The 16,968-nt window shown below is 70.2% G+C and carries 13 protein-coding genes; 10 read left to right on the top strand and 3 right to left on the bottom strand.

Annotated features, from left to right (window positions below; translation table 11 throughout):
- Positions 1-140 precede the first annotated feature (140 nt).
- The 6 genes from AB0I98_RS07675 (at position 141) to AB0I98_RS07650 (ending at position 7,266) form a co-directional block, all read left to right on the top strand.
- Positions 141-1,460, top strand: a complete 1,320-nt coding sequence (locus AB0I98_RS07675) for a radical SAM protein (protein ID WP_362936762.1) — start codon at positions 141-143, stop codon at positions 1,458-1,460.
- Positions 1,461-1,523: 63 nt separating this feature from the next.
- Entirely contained in the window at positions 1,524-2,087 is a 564-nt protein-coding gene (locus AB0I98_RS07670; RefSeq protein ID WP_362936759.1) for a sigma-70 family RNA polymerase sigma factor, read from the top strand.
- Positions 2,084-2,809 (top strand): hypothetical protein, encoded by a 726-nt coding sequence (locus AB0I98_RS07665; RefSeq protein WP_362936757.1) that lies wholly within the window; start codon positions 2,084-2,086, stop codon positions 2,807-2,809. The genes AB0I98_RS07670 and AB0I98_RS07665 overlap by 4 nt, the downstream gene beginning before the upstream one ends.
- A gap of 145 nt (positions 2,810-2,954) precedes the next feature.
- On the top strand, positions 2,955-4,436 hold the full coding sequence (locus AB0I98_RS07660; RefSeq protein WP_362936755.1) for a cellulose-binding domain-containing protein: 1,482 nt from the start codon (positions 2,955-2,957) through the stop codon (positions 4,434-4,436).
- Positions 4,437-4,624: 188 nt separating this feature from the next.
- Positions 4,625-5,077, top strand: coding sequence for a hypothetical protein (locus AB0I98_RS07655; RefSeq protein WP_362936752.1), 453 nt, complete (start codon positions 4,625-4,627; stop codon positions 5,075-5,077).
- Between the two features lie 185 nt (positions 5,078-5,262).
- Positions 5,263-7,266 (top strand): hypothetical protein, encoded by a 2,004-nt coding sequence (locus AB0I98_RS07650; RefSeq protein ID WP_362936749.1) that lies wholly within the window; start codon positions 5,263-5,265, stop codon positions 7,264-7,266.
- A gap of 15 nt (positions 7,267-7,281) precedes the next feature.
- Here the strand turns inward: AB0I98_RS07650 and AB0I98_RS07645 are convergent, their stop codons facing one another.
- Positions 7,282-8,997 (bottom strand): hypothetical protein, encoded by a 1,716-nt coding sequence (locus AB0I98_RS07645; protein ID WP_362936746.1) that lies wholly within the window; start codon positions 8,995-8,997, stop codon positions 7,282-7,284.
- Between the two features lie 254 nt (positions 8,998-9,251).
- Between AB0I98_RS07645 and AB0I98_RS07640 the strand changes: the two genes are divergently transcribed.
- The 4 genes from AB0I98_RS07640 (at position 9,252) to AB0I98_RS07625 (ending at position 13,997) form a co-directional block, all read left to right on the top strand.
- Entirely contained in the window at positions 9,252-10,724 is a 1,473-nt protein-coding gene (locus AB0I98_RS07640; RefSeq protein ID WP_362936743.1) for an ATP-binding protein, read from the top strand.
- Between the two features lie 261 nt (positions 10,725-10,985).
- Complete coding sequence (rsgA, locus tag AB0I98_RS07635) at positions 10,986-12,077, top strand: ribosome small subunit-dependent GTPase A (protein WP_362936740.1); 1,092 nt, start codon at positions 10,986-10,988, stop codon at positions 12,075-12,077.
- A gap of 67 nt (positions 12,078-12,144) precedes the next feature.
- A complete protein-coding gene (locus AB0I98_RS07630) occupies positions 12,145-13,521 on the top strand; it encodes an AlkA N-terminal domain-containing protein (protein WP_362936737.1) in 1,377 nt (458 codons plus the stop codon).
- Entirely contained in the window at positions 13,518-13,997 is a 480-nt protein-coding gene (locus AB0I98_RS07625) for a methylated-DNA--[protein]-cysteine S-methyltransferase (protein WP_362936734.1), read from the top strand. The genes AB0I98_RS07630 and AB0I98_RS07625 overlap by 4 nt, the downstream gene beginning before the upstream one ends.
- Before the next feature lie 66 nt (positions 13,998-14,063).
- Here the strand turns inward: AB0I98_RS07625 and AB0I98_RS07620 are convergent, their stop codons facing one another.
- Both AB0I98_RS07620 and AB0I98_RS07615 read right to left on the bottom strand, forming a co-directional pair.
- Positions 14,064-14,435, bottom strand: a complete 372-nt coding sequence (locus AB0I98_RS07620; RefSeq protein WP_362936731.1) for a PPOX class F420-dependent oxidoreductase — start codon at positions 14,433-14,435, stop codon at positions 14,064-14,066.
- A gap of 103 nt (positions 14,436-14,538) precedes the next feature.
- Positions 14,539-16,869, bottom strand: a complete 2,331-nt coding sequence (locus AB0I98_RS07615; RefSeq protein WP_362936728.1) for a glycoside hydrolase family 95-like protein — start codon at positions 16,867-16,869, stop codon at positions 14,539-14,541.
- Positions 16,870-16,968 lie beyond the last annotated feature (99 nt).

Genomic DNA, 16,968 nt, shown 5'->3' with positions numbered 1-16,968 from the left:
CCGGAACCAGGAATGCGAAAACCGGGAATCCCCAGGTGGAAACTACCCTGACCGGAAACACAGGGCCCCCCGCCCCCACCTCCGCTCGCACGGGGGCATACCGTGAGGAGTCGAACGCCTGAGCCGGGAGGAGACACGGGATGGGCAGCCGTACCGCGCTGGTCGAGGATCTGATGGAGCGCTTTCCGCATGTGCCGCGGGAGGCCGTCTTCAAAGAGGATCTGCTCCGGGGCGGGGTTGCTTTCGACCCGTCGGCCCTCAGCGACAACGAAGGCGGCGAGGTCAAGCCGAAGTCGTACTTCATCTTCTCCTTCGACCACGGCACCCTGCCCGAGCTGGGCGAGGCCGCGCTGCGCCGCCCGCCGGAGGAGATCATCCTCACCGGAGGGCCGTACGACCTGCGGCGGACCGTGGTCTCGGTGCGGGTGAACCCGTCGTCGCCGTACCGCGTGGCCGCCGACGAGGACGGGATGCTCGGGCTCTACCTCGACGGGAAGCGGATCTCCGACGTCGGGGTGCCGCCCATGCCGGAGTACTACCGGCACACCCTGTCCAACGGGAAGTCCGTGATGGAGGTCGCCCCGACCATCCAGTGGGGCTACCTGATCTATCTCACCGTCTTCCGGGTCTGCCAGTACTTCGGCGCCAAGGAGGAGTGCCAGTACTGCGACATCAACCACAACTGGCGCCAGCACAAGGCGGCCGGGCGGCCGTACACGGGCGTCAAGGACGTGGAGGAGGTCCTGGAGGCGCTGGAGATCATCGACCGCTACGACACCGCGAAGGCGTCCACCGCCTACACGCTCACCGGCGGCGCGATCACCAAGACGGTCTCCGGCCGCGACGAGGCCGACTTCTACGGCCACTACGCCAAGGCCATCGAGGAGCGCTTCCCGGGCCGCTGGATCGGCAAGGTGGTGGCGCAGGCGCTGCCGCGTGACGACGTCCAGCGGTTCAAGGACTACGGCGTGCAGATCTACCACCCGAACTACGAGGTGTGGGACGAGTACCTCTTCAAGATGTACTGCCCGGGCAAGGAGCGCTATGTCGGCCGCGACGAGTGGCACAAGCGGATCCTCGACTCAGCGGAGGTCTTCGGCGCCCGCAATGTGATCCCCAACTTCGTGGCGGGCGTGGAGATGGCCGAGCCGTTCGGGTTCACGACGGTCGACGAGGCGATCGCGTCGACCACCGAGGGCCTGCGCTTCTTCATGTCGCAGGGCATCACACCCCGGTTCACCACCTGGTGCCCCGAGCCGACGACCCCGCTCGGCAAGGCCAACCCGCAGGGCGCCCCGCTGGAGTACCACATCCGGCTCCTGGAGGCCTACCGCGCCACCATGGACGAGTTCGGCCTGTCCTCGCCGCCCGGATACGGCCCGCCCGGACCCGGCCGCGCGGTGTTCTCCGTCAGCTCCTTCATGGACAGCCTTTCGGCGCAGGAGCCGGTCGAGGTGTAACTCCCGCCGTGCCGCCGGACATAGAGAGGTGTCTCAACGGACGGCGGACGGAAGGGGGCGGGTGTGCCGGACGACGGAACACCTGAGGAAAGACTCCGCACGCTCTACGCGGCGTACTACGGGCGGGTGCTGAACTTCGCCCGGCGTCGCGTGGCGGATGCGGAGACCGCGCAGGACGTGGCAGCCGAGACGTTCCTCGTCACCTGGCGACGTATCGACAAAGTGCCTCGCGGGCACGATGAGGAACTGCCGTGGCTCTACGCCGTGGCCCGCAACGTCCTCGCCAACCAGCTGCGCGGACAGCGCCGCGGCGGCCGGCTGACCGCACGCCTGGGCCGCGTCGCCCCCGCGGCGCCGACGGCACCCGACCACGCAGGGGGAGTGGTCGAGGCCCTGCATCTGCGCCAGGCGCTCGCCGCGCTGTCGGACAGCGATCAGGAAACCCTGCGGCTCATCGCCTGGGACGGCCTCGACACCGCCGCCGCGGCCCAGGTCGTCGGCTGCTCGGCACGCACCTTCGCCGTACGGCTGCATCGCGCCCGGCAGCGCCTGGAACGGGAGTTGGCGCGCAGGGAGGAACCGAGAGCAAGCGGAGAGCTGGCCGGGCTGAAGGGGGAGCGGGCATGACGAACACGGCCGAGAGCGAGGAGCGGGTACGTCAGCTGCTGGGCCCGGCGAACCCGGTGACCGCGGAATGCCCCCCGGACCGGACGGCGCTGGCCCGCATCCTCGCCGAGGAGCGCCCGCGGACGCACCGGCGCCGCTGGGTGATCGGCGTCGCGGTCGTCGCCGCCCTGGGTGCCGGCGGGCTGGCCGCCGAGGCCACGGGCGTGATCCCCGACGATGTGGGCTGGGGGCTCAACCGGGCGAGCGGCGGGCCGGGTTCAGAGGGTCTGGAACCGGACACCGACCGGGCGACCATGCTGTTCGCGGGCACCGCGCCGGACGGCGTGCGGATGCAGTACTGGTCGGCACCGAACCGGTCTGGCGGGACCTGCAAGTACCTCCGGGTCCTCGACCGTGACGGGAAGCGCTTGGAGCAGGGCTGGTCGGAGTGCAGCCGGGGCGGTGACTACGCCGTCCAGCGGACGAACTGGGCCACCGTGGACACGAACGGGCTGACCGACTGGGTCACGGTCTACGGCCGTGCGCCTCGAGGGGCGGTCGCGGTGAAGGTCACCTGGGAGGGCGGCCGGACACTGAATCACATCAATGTCGGCCGGGATCGATACTTCTTGGCGTTCCTTCCGTATGACTCTCGTAGCAGCGAAGAGTGGGTGGAGCAGTACAGGACGGAGTATCTCGACGCCGGCGGACGGGTCGTGGCGGTGGAGCAGCCGCGCCGCTGATCCGGGGACGGGGCGGGCGCCGGATTTGAATAGCGCGCTTGTCAGTTGTGTCGAGAACGTGAAAGGCTCGTGGTCTGCCGCGAGGTTTCCCCCAACTCCGTTGCCAATATAGTGAGTTGACCTCGCTCGTGGATGCAGGAGACCCATGCCCGACCTGCCGACCCCTCAGGACGCCACCGAGGCCGCGCTGTTCTCCGAGTGCTGGGACGCGGTGCTCTCGTACGCCGACCTGTGCACGGCCGGATCCGTCGCGGCCACCCGGCTGGCCACCGAGGCCTTCGCGCTCGGCATACGCGAGGCCCGCGCCGGTGAGAGCGGCACGCCCAGGAACGCCGGCCGCCGCCCGGCCCGGCTGCCGCGGATTCCCTTACTGCTGACGGCCGTTCGGACCACCGCGGCGGCCTGGGAGACCGACGGCCAGGGCCACAAGCTCGACCCGGAGCTGCGGCTGTGGCTCAACTCGGACAAGGCCGAACGCTACACCGGACCTCCGCTGCACCGCCCGCTCGCGCTGCGCGGCCTGCGTGACATGCAGGAACCGGACGCGGCGCTGCTGTGGCTGGCCGAGGTGGAGGCCCTGCCGATGTCCGTCGTGGCCCGCCGGCTCGGCCTCGACCCGGCGTCGGTCTCCGACGAACTCGACCAGGTGCGGGTCCTGTTCCGGGACCGCTGCCACCGCGCCCACCTCGACACACCGATGGCCGCGCAGTGCCGCAGCTACGCCCGGCTGCTCGACGCGGTCACCCGCTCCCCCCTCGCCGACACCCCGGAGGACCTCTCCCGCCACCTCGCCCGGTGCGTGGAGTGCGCGGAAGCCGCCGCCTGTCTGCGGCTGCACGGCGGAGGACTGCCCGCCGCACTCGCCGGCGGGGTGATCGGCTGGGGCGGCCTCGCCTATCTGGAGCGCCGCCGCAGAGCCGCCGAGGTACGACTCGGTGCCGGGCGCCCGGACTCCGCGGACGCGGACGCGCCCCCGAACCCCGGTGCGCACAAGGCGCGCGTCGTGCGGGGCGGTCTCCTCGTCGCCGCCGTCATCGTCTCCCTGCTGGCACTCGCCGTGTCGATGATGCCCGGCGGCACCACCGACGACGGCGCCGCGGGACCCACCGACGGTTCCGACCGCCAGCCGGTGGCCGTCCCCAGCGTCTCCGAACCGTCCACCAGCGGGCGGCCCTCGGCGACGGTCTCGCCCGAGCCGTCGGCGACCGGTTCCTCGGACCTTTCCGACGACAAGGGGCCCGACCCGGAACCCCAGGGCACCACCTCGTCCACCGCCCGCGGCGGCGACCCGGACCCCGGGACGAGCGACCCGGCCACCTGCGAGGTCGCCTACGACCTGGTCAACCAGTGGCCCGACGGCTTCCAGGCCACCGTCACCATCACCACCACCTCGGCCCTGGACAACTGGCGCGTCGCCTGGTCCTTCAAGGACGGCCAGCAGGTCGGCCAGATGTGGGACGCGAGCTTCGCCCAGGACGGCTCCCGCGTCACCGCCACCGCCGCCGACTACAACAAGACCGTCCCCGCCGACGGCTCCCTCGCCTTCGGCTTCCTCTCCTCCTGGCGCGGCAAGAACTCCCCCGGGTACGACTTCACCCTCAACGGCCACGACTGCACGAAGGCCTGACGCCGGGGCCGCCGGTGCCGAGAGCTGCGACGTGTTCTGCCGGCAGGTCTCGGCACCTGGACAGTGCTGGGTACTTCACGCTGTCGTAGGCGGGCGCCCCTCACGCGATCGGGTTGAGGGTGCCGCATGCCGATCTGTCCCGCGCCTTGCCATGAGGTAGAAAAGGACTGCGCGTTCAAGGGGGTTCGATGGAAGCAGAGTTGGCGGCACTCGCGGCGTCGGGCGCGACCACTGTAGTGACGTTGATGGTCTCGGACGCTTGGGAGCAGATGAGGGAGCGAGTCGCTCGCCTGTTCGCCGGTGGCGATGAAGGGACCTCGGCGGACGAGGAGTTGCGGGCGTCCCGGGACGAACTGCTCGTCGCCCGTGCGGCGGGTGACGAGGACGCTGTCGCGGACGTCGAGGAGGAGTGGCGGCTGCGGTTGCGCCGTGTGCTGCGGGCGGACCCCTCCGCGGCGCGAGAGCTGCGAGAATTGCTGGACGAATGTGACCCGCAGCGGAGCCATGCGCCGTCCGTCTCGGTCCACAACACCATCAGTGGCACGGTGAACGGACCGGCCTTTCAGGGGCAGCAGTTCTCCGGACTGACGTTCTCGAGCGAGCCACCCCGCTCCTCGGGCCGCGCTGCGCCGAGCGAATGAGGAGAAACGAGCCGGGGAACTCGCCCGACGCCCCCGCTTCGGGGACGGCCCATGTCAGTAACGACCTGTCGGGCATCGTCCATGGGCCCAGTGTCCAGGCGCAGCACATTCATGGTGGCATCACGTTCCACGTCCAGCCGTCGCCTGAGCCGGGGCCGGAGGTGTGGCCGGATGAAGTACCCCCGGTGCTCTTCGACTTCGTCAATCGCACGGAGGACATGGCCCGGCTGGACGACTGGTTCGGCGTTCGGCACGCGGAGGCGGCGCGCCGCGTGGGCCTCGGGCTCGTGTACGGACTCCGCGGCGTCGGTAAGACGTCGATCGTCTGTTACTGGGCGGAACTGGGCCGCGATCTGTTCCCGGGCGGCCAGATCTACGTCGACTTCGACACCTTGAGCGGCAGGTCGGGCGGGGCAGACGTCTCCGAGGCCGCCCGGCACTGCCTCAAGGCGATCGGCATCGGCGACGCGGCCATTCCGGCTTCGCTGGATGGGCGGATCGCGATGTTCCGGACGCATTCCGCACGACGGCGGCTCCTGGTCGTCTTCGAGAACGTGAGCCACCCCGCCCAGGTCAGGTCCCTGATCCCCAAAGGGCCCGGAAGCGTCCTCCTGGCCACCAGCAGCGCCAGGCTGGGCGAACTCGTCATGACGGGCGCCAAGCTGCTGGAGCTCAAGCCCCTCGACAGGGCAAGCGGGTTGCATCTGCTGTCCGAATGGTGTGGCGCGAAGACCGTGGACGCGGACCGGCCGGCGGCCGAACGCCTCGTCGAATTCTGCTGTGGCCTGCCGGAAGCCCTGAGCGTGCTGGCGGCCCGTCTGCAGACCACCACAGGACTGAGCGTGACCCGGTTGGCCGAGGAACTGGCGGACGAGTCACGTCGGCTGGCAGGGATGTCAGTGGGAGAGGAGCGTTCGGTGTCTGCCGTCTTCGATCTCACTTACCGGGACCTTCCGACGGACGTGGCCGCGATGTACCGCAGGGCGGCCTGGATCCCTGGGCGTGACTTCGACGCCGGCACCGCAGCAGTCGCGGCCGACGTGGACACGACGATGGCCCAGTCGCTGCTTCGCACTCTTGAGACGGCCCGTCTGATCGAGGCGACCGCGACGGACGGCCGCTACCGCTTCCACGATCTCGTACGGCTGCACGCACGGCAGCGGGCCGAGGCGGACGAGCCACCCGGGGCGCGGCACGACGTGATCCACCGGATTGTCCGGCACTTTCTCGTCCTGACCGCGTTCGCCGACCGGGCTGTTCGCCAGGACCGGCTGCGCATCGCCGATCTGACGGATCTGCTGCGTGAGGCCGAAGATCCCTTTGCGCCCGATGACGGCCCGGCTCCGGTGGAGTGGCTGGAAGCCGAACACCGTACCGTCCTCGCCGTGTTGCGCGAGGCCGCGAACCACGGCCTGGCCACCGAGGTGTGGCCACTGGCCGAGGCCTTCACTGTGTTGTTCCTGCACCATCGCCATCTGGCCGTCTGGAGCGAGTCGCTCGAACTGGGAGCGGCAGCGGCGGCCGAGTGCGTGATGCCCGCTGCCGAAGCCCGGCTGCGGAGCATGCGATCGCGGCCACTGATGGACCTCGAGAGGTTCGACGAGGCGCGCGGGGAACTGGAGCGCGCGGTCGCCTGCGCCGAGGTGTCCGGGCATGTCGTGGTGCAGGCCTCGGTTCAGGAGTTCGTCGGCCGGTACTGGGAGCGTTTCGATCTCACCCGGGCCATGGCCGCCTACCAGCGGTCCATCGAACTCAACGTCGAGGCGGGGGAGCGGCGTGGCGCGGCCATCGCCGCCTACTTCCTCGGCTGCGCCCAGGACGCTCATGGAGACCACGCCGTGGCGCTCGACACTCTGCGGGAGGCCCGCCAGGCATTGGTGAACTGCCGGGACGCGCGGATGGCGGCGCGAGCCACGATCGCGCTCGGCATCGCCCACGATCACATGGGCCGGACGGTCGAGGCGATCGCCGAGCTCACCGAGGCGGTCGAGAGTCTGCGCGCACGGGAGGCCGTGCACTACGAGGCGCAGGCCCACGTCGCCCTGGCCGACATCAAGGACCGGACAGGCAAAAGCCCGACGGAGGTAAGGCACCATCTGGCCCGAGCCCTGGAGATCTACACGGGCGAGGGCAATCCGGTCGCGGATCAGTTGCGTGAGCGCCTCGGTGACCAGGACGACGCCCAGTGAGTTCCCGGAGCCGGCTCACCTGCAGCCGGCGTTCCACCCCGGTCGGAGACGAAGAGCCACGTCCTCCTCGCGAAGGTCGCCGAGACGTAGTGTGACGATGCTGTCGTCCAGCGGCATCCCTGCGCGCAGACAGGTGTAGACAGTTGCCGCCAACAGGCACGGATCGGTCAGTTGTCCTGTGCTCGTGGCCTCCACGGCACGGCCGTCCCGCAGGCCGACCAGGCAGCCTCCTCCGCGGACCGCTGCGGCGGTCAGGAGGCTGCCGGGAAACCGGTTCAGTGTGTCGCGTGCCCACTGCAGCGCGGAGACGGATGACGCCATCGGACCGTGGTGGATCAGTACAGACGCGCTCTCCATCAGCTGCGCGTCCCGCTCCTCGTCGTCGCAGCTGAGATGGATGAAGGTATCCGTCGTCTCGGTGACGTCATCGCACACGGCTGCGGGGCTGCGGCGGACGAGGACGGTCGCGTCTGTTCCGCCGGATTCGGCAGGCTCGACCGCCGTTGTCACCAACCACGACGTGACCGGTGCGGGCGCCTGCTCGAACTTGCGTGGTGTGAGGGAACGCGGCGATGCGGTCGGCGGTTCAGGGAGCTTCATCAGGTGATACAGCGCCGCACGGAGCCGGGACAGAGCCTGTCCCGGCTCCGCGAAGGCCTGCTCTCGAACAGCGGCGTACCGCCGTGGCGCGTGGGAGCGGACCACCTCTTCGATCTGAGGGAGCAGTCGGCCACGTAGATCCAGTCGAGGCGCCGATGCGCCAAGGGCGTCGATGGCCGTGCCTGCCACAGCATCGGCTCCGAACGCCCCGAGAAGGACGGGCTTGTCGAGCGATGCCCCGTACAGGGTCACGGAACCGTGGTCGCCGATGACCACGGAGGCAGCCAACAGCACCGACTGCCAAGCATGCACAGGCGGGGCCACTATCAGTCCCGCCTCCAGCGCGGCGGCCTGGAGGGCACGGATCTGCCAGGCACCGTGCGCCGACCAGACGTTGGGATGGAAGATCGCGGCCACCCGGTACTCGTCGTACGGGAGTTCGGCCAGCAGCCGCTCCGGAAGGTCCGGTGCCTGCCCGAGCAGCGAGGTGGGTCCCCAGGTGGAGCTGAGCACCACCAGCCGTTGTCCATCGGCCACGCCCAACGCGCGCCGGAACGCCGCCACGTGCCGTAGGCCGATGCGGAGCTCGTCGAAGCTCGCGTCCCCCACGAGCAGAGTGCGGCCCGCGGCCTTCGGATGCGAGACGAGCAGCTGCTCCTCCTGGCCGGGGTGGGACAAGGCCAGCCAGGCGCGTCCCGTCTCCAGCAAGGAGTCGGGGGCGGCGCCGGACAGCCGCCGGTGAGGGGAACGAGAGTCCGGCACGAGTTTCTGGAATCCGACACCGTGCGGCAGAACCAGGACTGGGCACGAACCCTCGGGGACGTCGATGTTCTCGCTCGCGGAGAGAATCAGGTCCGGAGCGATGTGGGCCAGCTGGTCCCACGGCATGACTCGGCATCCGGAGTCGTGCAACAGGTCGAGGACACCGTCGTTGAAGGCGGATGTGGGGTCGTAGGCGAAGACGACGCTCACGCGGCGGTCGCCGCGCAGCAGCGGGGGCAGACACTCCAGTACCCGTGCGGTGGAAGTCACCGTACGCGCGGCGACGACCAGGGTTTTCTCGCTACGAAGTGTGCTCCACCGTTCGGCGTCGTGTCCGACGGGGACGCGAAGATGCCGACTACCGGGCATGGCCACCCCAGCGCCAAACGCACGGTCCGCTGCTTACGCGGCTCGCGGCCATGATCCACTATCGGTTTTCAAGTCGCTGCGCAATCCTTCAGCCTGGCATGTGGACAGGTCAGTGAAGACACCGTACCGGCGGTCGTTCGGGTCACTGGCGGAAGGCTCTCGATGCCCTTGGACTTGTCGCGCTGATGCAGAGCCCGCCGATATAGGGGTACGGTTTATAGAAGTGTACTTCTGTAATCTGCCTCGGAGAGGCCATGGACAAGCCCGTCGAGATGTTCGACCGCGACTACGAATGGTCGGCGCTGACCCGGTTCATCGAAGATGAACAGCCCGGCGCGACGCTCGGGGTGGTCTCTGGGCGGCGCCGACAGGGCAAGACCTTCTTGCTCGACGCGGCCTGCCGTGCCGCAGGCGGGTTCTACTTCGGGGCGACTGAGGCCGCCGATGCTGAATCTTTGCGGCGCATCAGCACTGCGCTCACCGCGCATGTGCGCCCTGCCAGTCCGTACCACTTCTCCGACTGGGCCGAGGCCGTCGACGCGCTCCTCGCGCTGGGCACGGAGCGGCCCGTGCCGGTGGTGATCGACGAGTTCCCGTACCTCGCCAAGGCGAATCCGGAGCTCCCCTCGATCATCCAGGAGGCGCTGCGGACCCTGCGCGACCAGCGCAGCGGCTCCCGCACCCGGCTACTGCTGTGTGGCTCGGCGCTGTCGTTCATGGGCAGGCTGCTGGCCGGCAACGCACCTCTGCGAGGCCGTGCAGGGCTGGAGCTGGTTGTCCGCCCTCTCGACCACCGCATGGCCGCGGAATTCTGGGACATCACAGACCCACGCCTGGCCCTGCAGGTCAACGCGATCGTGGGCGGTACACCTGCGTATCGACGGGAATTCGCCCGCGGCGACACCCCGAACGGAGCCGACGACTTCGACGACTGGGTCGTTCGCACCGTCCTCAACCCAGAGACACCCCTTTTCCGCGAGGCCCGCTATCTGCTCGCGGAAGAGCCCGACCTGCGTGACACCGCCCTGTACCTCTCCGTGCTGGCCGCAGTGGCCGACGGCAATGCCACCCGCGGGGGTATGGCCGGGTATCTGGAACGCAAGGCCACCGACATCGCACACCCCATCAACGTCCTCGAAGACGCCGGCCTGTTGCACCGGGATGCCGACGCCTTCCGCGACAACCGCCCCACCTACCGCATCGCCGAGCCGCTGATCGGCTTCTATCACGCCATCATGCGGCCGGTCTGGGACCAGTTGGAACGCCCCGGCAGTGCGGCACGGGTCTGGCAGGCCAGTCGTCGCCGCTTCACCAGCAACGTCCTTGGCCCTCATTTCGAACAAGTCTGCCGCGACTGGGCGCTGCACCACGCCGACCCGGAACTGATCGGCGGTCTGCCCGCCCGGGTCGGACACGGAGTGGTGCACGATCCCAAGGCCCGTGTCGGACACGAGGTGGATGTGGCGGTCATCGGCATCGCCGACGGCTCCAGGCCACCGCTCCTCGCCATCGGCGAGGCCAAATGGAACGACACCATGGGCATCGCCCACATCGAGCGCCTCCAGCACATCCGCGACCTCATCGCCCAGGCGGGGCGCTACGACACCACCAGCACCCGACTCATGTGTCTCAGCGGCGCAGGCTTCAACGACAAGGCACACGCGGCCGCACATGCTGACCTTGGTGTCCAACTGGTCGACCTGGAGGCGCTTTACGGCATGGCATGACCCGTTCCGAACGTCGCCGTAATTCGATGGCGTCGCGGGCCCGTGTAGCCCTAAGGTCGGTTCTGATCGAGCGGTGGCTGAGGGTTGCCGCAGGTGACGTGGTTTGGCTGGGAGGTGTGACCGATGGCTGTCGTTGAGATGGGCGTTGCCCGCATCCAGAAGTCCATCAACTCCACCTCCGTGGCCACCGGCTGACCTTCCTTCTCCTCGCATCGCGCCTGAGCGCGCGCAGGGCCGGGGCCGCCCTTCGAAGGGTCACCCTTGACTACCACCTCTGCTTTCTCCGCTCTCGCTCCCTACGGCTGGGACGAGGCGTGGGCGGACCAATTCACCCCCTACGTGTCCGAAGGGCTGCTGCCCGGACGGGTGCTGAGGGTCGACCGAGGACAGTGCGACCTGATCACCGCCGAGGGACTCGTGCGCGCCGACACCGCGTTCGTCACCCCGAACGATCCGCTGCGGGTCCTGTGCACCGGCGACTGGGCCGTGGTCGAACCCGCGGGCAACCCACGTTACGTACGGACGTATCTGCCGCGCCGTACCGCCTTCGTGCGCTCCACCTCCTCCAAGCGGTCCGAGGGGCAGATCCTCGCGGCCAACGTGGACCACGCGATCGTCGCCGTGTCCCTGGCCGTCGAGGTCGATCTCGGCCGGATCGAACGCTTCCTGGCCCTGGCCTGGGAGTCCGGCGCGCAGCCGGTCGTGGCGCTCACCAAGGCCGACCTGGTCCCGGACGCGGCCACGCTCGCGCATCTCGTCGAGGACGTGGAGACCACGGCGCCCGGTGTGCCGGTGCTGCCGGTCAGCGCCGTCGACGGCGCCGGGCTCGATGTCCTCGCCGCGGTGGTCTCCGGTGGTACGTCCGTGCTGCTCGGGCAGTCCGGCGCGGGCAAGTCGACCCTCGCGAACGCGCTGCTCGGCGAGGACGTCATGGACGTACAGGCCACCCGGGACGTCGACGGCAAGGGCCGGCACACGACGACCACGCGCAATCTGCTGCTCATGCCCGGCGGTGGCGTACTGATCGACACGCCGGGGCTGCGGGGCGTCGGGCTCTGGGACGCCGAGACCGGTGTCGGGCAGGTCTTCTCCGAGATCGAGGAGCTGGCCGAGCGGTGCCGGTTCCACGACTGTGCCCACGAGGCCGAGCCCGGGTGCGCGGTGCTGGCCGCGATCGACTCCGGTGAGCTGCCGGTACGACGGCTGGAGAGCTACCGCAAGTTGCTGCGGGAGAACCAGCGGATCGTGGCCAAGACGGACGCGCGGCTCAGGGCGGAGATCAGGAAGGACTGGAAGCGGAAGGGGGCGGAGGGCAGGGCGGCGATGGAGGCCAAGCGGGGGCGGTGGCAGTAGCCCACCCACCCCCATGTCCGATTTCCGCCAGCCGTGACGTCCCGCCTGGCGGAAACTGGAACACGTGATGGACGAAGAGACCAGGTACGAAGCGGTGCGCAGCCGGGACGCGCGGTTCGACGGCGAGTTCTTCTTCGGCGTCGAGACGACCGGTATCTACTGCCGCCCGAGCTGCCCCGCCGTCACCCCCAAGCGCCGCAACGTCCGCTTCTTCACGACCGCCGCCGCCGCGCAGGGCTCGGGTTTCCGGGCCTGCCGGCGGTGCCGGCCGGACGCGGTGCCGGGGTCGGCCGAGTGGAACGTGCGCGCGGACGTCGTGGGCCGGGCCATGCGGCTGATCGGGGACGGCGTGGTCGACCGGGAGGGTGTCGCCGGGCTCGCCGCACGGCTGGGATACAGCGCGCGGCAGGTCCAGCGGCAGCTCACCGCCGAGCTCGGCGCCGGGCCGGTCGCACTGGCCCGCGCCCAGCGCTCGCACACCGCACGCGTCCTGCTCCAGACCACCTCACTGCCGGTCACGGAGATCGCGTTCGCATCCGGGTTCGCCAGCGTCCGGCAGTTCAACGACACCATCAAGGCGGTCTACGCCTCGACGCCCACCGGACTCAGGGGTGCCGCGCCGAAGGGCCGTACGGCCACCCCGGCGGCCGGTGTGCCGCTACGGCTCGCGCACCGCGGCCCGTACCAGGCAGGTGCCGTCTTCGATCAGCTGGCGGACGAGGCCGTCCCCGGCGTCGAGGACATCGGCGGACCGCGCGGGCGGCGGACGTACCGCCGCACCCTCCGCCTCCCCTACGGCACCGGAATCGTCGCCGTCGAGGAGCGGCCGGGATCGCCGCAGCCCGGGTCCGGCGGCTGGCTGGACGCGCGGCTGCACCTCACCGACCTGCGCGATCTGACGACGGCCGTGCAGCGGCTGCGGCGGCTGTTCGACCTGGACGCCGATCCGTACGCCGTGGACGAGCGGCTCGGCGCCGACCCGCGGCTCGCCCCGCTGGTCGCCGCCCGGCCCGGAATACGGTCGCCGGGCGCCGCCGACCCGGAGGAACTGGCGGTACGGGCGCTGGTGGGGCGTACGGCGGCCGAGCAGCTTGTACGGCGCTACGGCAAGGCCCTCGACGCGCCCTGCGGCAGCCTCACCCACGTCTTCCCCGAGCCCGCGGTCCTCGCGGAGGCCGAGCCGGACGGCCCCCTGGGCGCGCTCACCGCCGCCCTCGCCGACGCCTCCGTACGACTTGACCCGGGCGCCGACCGGGACGACGCGCAGGACGCGCTGCTCGCCCTGCCCGGGATGGACGCCCGCACGGTGGCGATCATCCGTACCCGTGCCCTCGGCGACCCGGACGTGGCCGTGCCCGGCACGGACGTCCCCGACAGCTGGCGCCCCTGGCGCTCCTACGCACTACAACACCTGCGTGCAGCAGGGGAGTTGGAGCAACGATGACGTACTGGACCACTCTGGACAGCCCTCTCGGTCCCCTCCTCCTCACCGCCGACCTCGATGGCACCCTCACCTCCCTCTCCATGCCGGGGCAGAAGGGCGGCCGCACCGTCCAGGACGGCTGGCGGTCCGATCCCGGGCCCTTCCGGGAGGCGGAGCGCCAACTCGCCGCGTACTTCGTCGGCGATCTGAAGGAGTTCCGGTTGCCGTTGCGCGCCGAGGGCACGGCATTTCGGGAGCGGGTTTGGGCTGCGCTCGACTCCGTGCCGTATGGCGCGACCACGACGTATGGCGAGATCGCGGCGCGTATCGGGGCGTCTCGGGCTGCCGTGCGGGCGGTGGGTGGTGCGATCGGGGCGAATCCGTTGCTTGTGCTGCGTCCCTGTCATCGGGTGATCGGTGCGGATGGTTCTTTGACGGGGTATGCGGGGGGTCTTGAGCGGAAGGTGGAGCTGCTTGGGCTGGAGGGTGCGCTCTGAGGTTCTCTGCGGCGCGCCGTTGTGGCTGGTCGCGCAGTTCCCCGCGCCCCTTCGGGGCGCTGTGGATCAGGCTTCTTCCAAGCCCCAGCTGTGGATCCTCCGCGGACGGATGCGGATGACCTCCTCGCTGAAGTGAGGGCCCAAGTCGTGTGGGCCGACCAGGAGTTCGGCTTCTCCGCGGATGTCGACGCCTCGGACCCGCCAGGGGCGGGCGCTGATCATGTCGTCGACGACCAGGGCGACCTTCGGGTTCTTCTGAAGGTTGCGCCACTTCTTGGTGGTGCCCATCGCCCGGCCGCCGATCAGGATCGTTCCGTCGTCCTGGGGGAAGATCCCGACCGGGTTGGCCTGCGGCTGGCCGTACGGGTCGACGGTGGCCAGCCGTCCCAGCCGCTGGGTCTTCAGGTACGCGCGTTCGGTTTCGGTGAATTCCGCCATGGCAGCAGACAAGCACGTCGTATGTGGCGGGCGCATCGGATCGTCGGCCTAGGACCGCGGGCCTACTCCACGTCGGTGGCGGCCGGAGCAGGCCCGCGGCCGGTCATCCTTCCGTGCCGGGCAGCCCCCATCGGGGCGCGTCCTCGTTGGGCCGTACGGGTGTGACGGTGAGGTCGGGCCGGTCGCCGCGGCGCGTGATCAGCGCCGACTCGCCTTTCCGGAGGGCGATGCGGATCGCGCCGTCACCGGCGTCCGTGTACCGGAGCGGGCGGCCACGTCCGTCCCGTACCTCGATCGGTCCCGGGATGCCGTGCCGTACGACGCAGGGCGCGCCCGCCTCGCTGACGAGCCGGACCCAGCGGGTGGCCCCGCCCTTGCGGACTGCCGACAGCAGGAAGGCGCCCTGCGTGCGGAAGTCGTGGACCGTCAGGTCGGCCCAGGCGGCCGGGAGGGCCGGGAAGACGCGGATCGTGCCGCCCCAGGACTGGCAGACCATGTCGTGCAGGGACTGGGCCGCCGACAGCGGGGTCTCGATGACCGGGCCGGACTCCTTGTACATGGTGTTGGGCTGGATGAAGCGGGTCATCAGCTCGCCGAGGTATTTCAGCGCGTCCTCGCCCTTGCCGAGCAGCGCGGACATGGAGGCGGCGCCGGTGAAGGTGTAGCCCTGCAGGGCGCCTTCGAAGCCGACCCAGTGGGCCAACGACTTCTCGATCAGGGCCCGTTCGTCCGCCGTGCGGCCGGTCAGCTCGTACAGCGGGTACACCGCGAGAAGATGCGAGTAGTGGCGGTGCGACTTCGCGAACGGGATGTCCGCGCCGATCATGAAGCCGTTCGCGTCGGTCGGATACGGCGCCCGCTTGGCCAGCACCTCACGCCAGCGCGGCGCCAACTCGTCGTCGATGCCGAGCAGTTCGGCCGTGTCCAGGAGGGTGCGGCAACCCCAGGTCAGCAGCATCAGGTCGTAGTTGCAGTCGCGCGAGTTGCCGCCGTACTCGGGGGAGAAGGTGGCGGGGAGGTGCAGCTTGCCGTCCGGGCCCGGCTCCAGGAAGTGCAGGTAGTAGTTGATCGCCTTGCGGAGGAGGGGGTAGAGGACGTCGCGCAGGATGCGTTCGTCCATCGTGTGGCGGTAGCTGAGCCAGACGTTGTGCAGGGCCCAGGTGAGGTTGCCGACCTCGGGGGTCGGCGGGTCCTGGCCGGGGATGCCGACGCCGTAGCCGGTGAGGGTGCCCGCGGCGCCGTTGATCAGGTGGGGGTCGGTGGTGCGGGGGATGCCGAGGGAGTCGGCGCGGTACTGCGGGGCCATCTCCTTGGTGAGGTTGTCCCGGAACTCGCTCAACGCCCTGGTCACCGCGTCGAGTTCGAGGTGGTTGGCCCCGTGGATCAGCCAGTACTCCAGTTGCACGTTGAGGTTCCACCAGGTGTTGGGCCAGGGCGTCGACTCCAGCCAGGGGCCGCACGTCGCCATCACCGGCGCGTCACGGCGGGCGGCGGACGCCGTCTTGTACAGCTGGATCCAGTAGAAGCGCTGGATGCGGGCGTCGGGGACGGAGAGGAAGCTCTTGCGGTAGAACGCGTGCCACCAGGCCCGGTGGGTCACCGCCAGCGCCGCGTACGGCAGCGCGGAGGCTTCGCGCACCGCCTTCAGCGCCCGGTCCAGCGCCGTGATCCGCGGATACGAGTGCGCGACATGGACGTACAGCGTCCTGGTCGCGCCCCGCTCCCGCTCCCGCCACGCCGTCACATGCTGCCCACCCGCCAGCAGCGGCTGCACGGCGGCCGAGACGCCGGCGTGGTCGGCGACCTCGGCGGGCGGGTTGCCCTGATAGCCGTCCGGGAGCGGCCTGAACGCGGCGCGCGGGCTGATCGCGTCCGCCGGATGGAACACCCAGCGGAAGTCCCGCTCACCCGCGCTGGGCGTCACCTCCACGGCGAGCACCGAGCGGCTGGAGTGCACCAGGGCGCGGAGCCTGAGCGTGCCCCGGTCGGTGGTGAGGGTGCCGGTCAGCTCGGCGTCGCGCAGCCCCAGCCGCCAGTCCAGGCCGGTGATCGTGCCCACCGGCTCCAGGGTGAAGTGGCCGATCGGCAGCCGGGCCAGCCCGAACAGCGAGCCGAACTCGGGGCGGTGGTCCTGCACCTCGGAGTGCTGGACGTTGAAGCGGACGGCGCGGGTCTCGGCGCCCGGCTCGGCGTAGATGCCCGAGCCGAGGAAGCCGTTGCCCAGATACGGGCCCTCGTACCAGGTGGCCGGCATCCGCTGCCAGACCAGGTCCGCGTCGTCGAGGACGGTGCGCCAGGGGTCGGAGGTGTGGCTGTGGCCGTGGCCGTGGTCGTGATCTGCCGCGGTCGCCTGTGCAGGCAGGCCCGTGGTGAGGAGCGCGCCGCTGAGGGCGGATCCGGTGGCGAGGACGGTTCGTCTGGACGGTTTCGGCATGGCGTCACTCCCGGCGGCTTGTGACTCTGCGGCTCTGCGGCTCTGACGATTCATCGGAGCTATCCCGGAGTGCAACGTAGGGATGGGGTGGCAGGCCGT

Origin of the sequence: Streptomyces sp. NPDC050211 (assembly GCF_040656035.1) — a bacterium.
GTDB lineage: Bacteria > Actinomycetota > Actinomycetes > Streptomycetales > Streptomycetaceae > Streptomyces.
The sequence above is the reverse complement of the archived record's forward strand: the minus strand, read 5'-3'. Positions and strand labels throughout refer to the sequence as shown.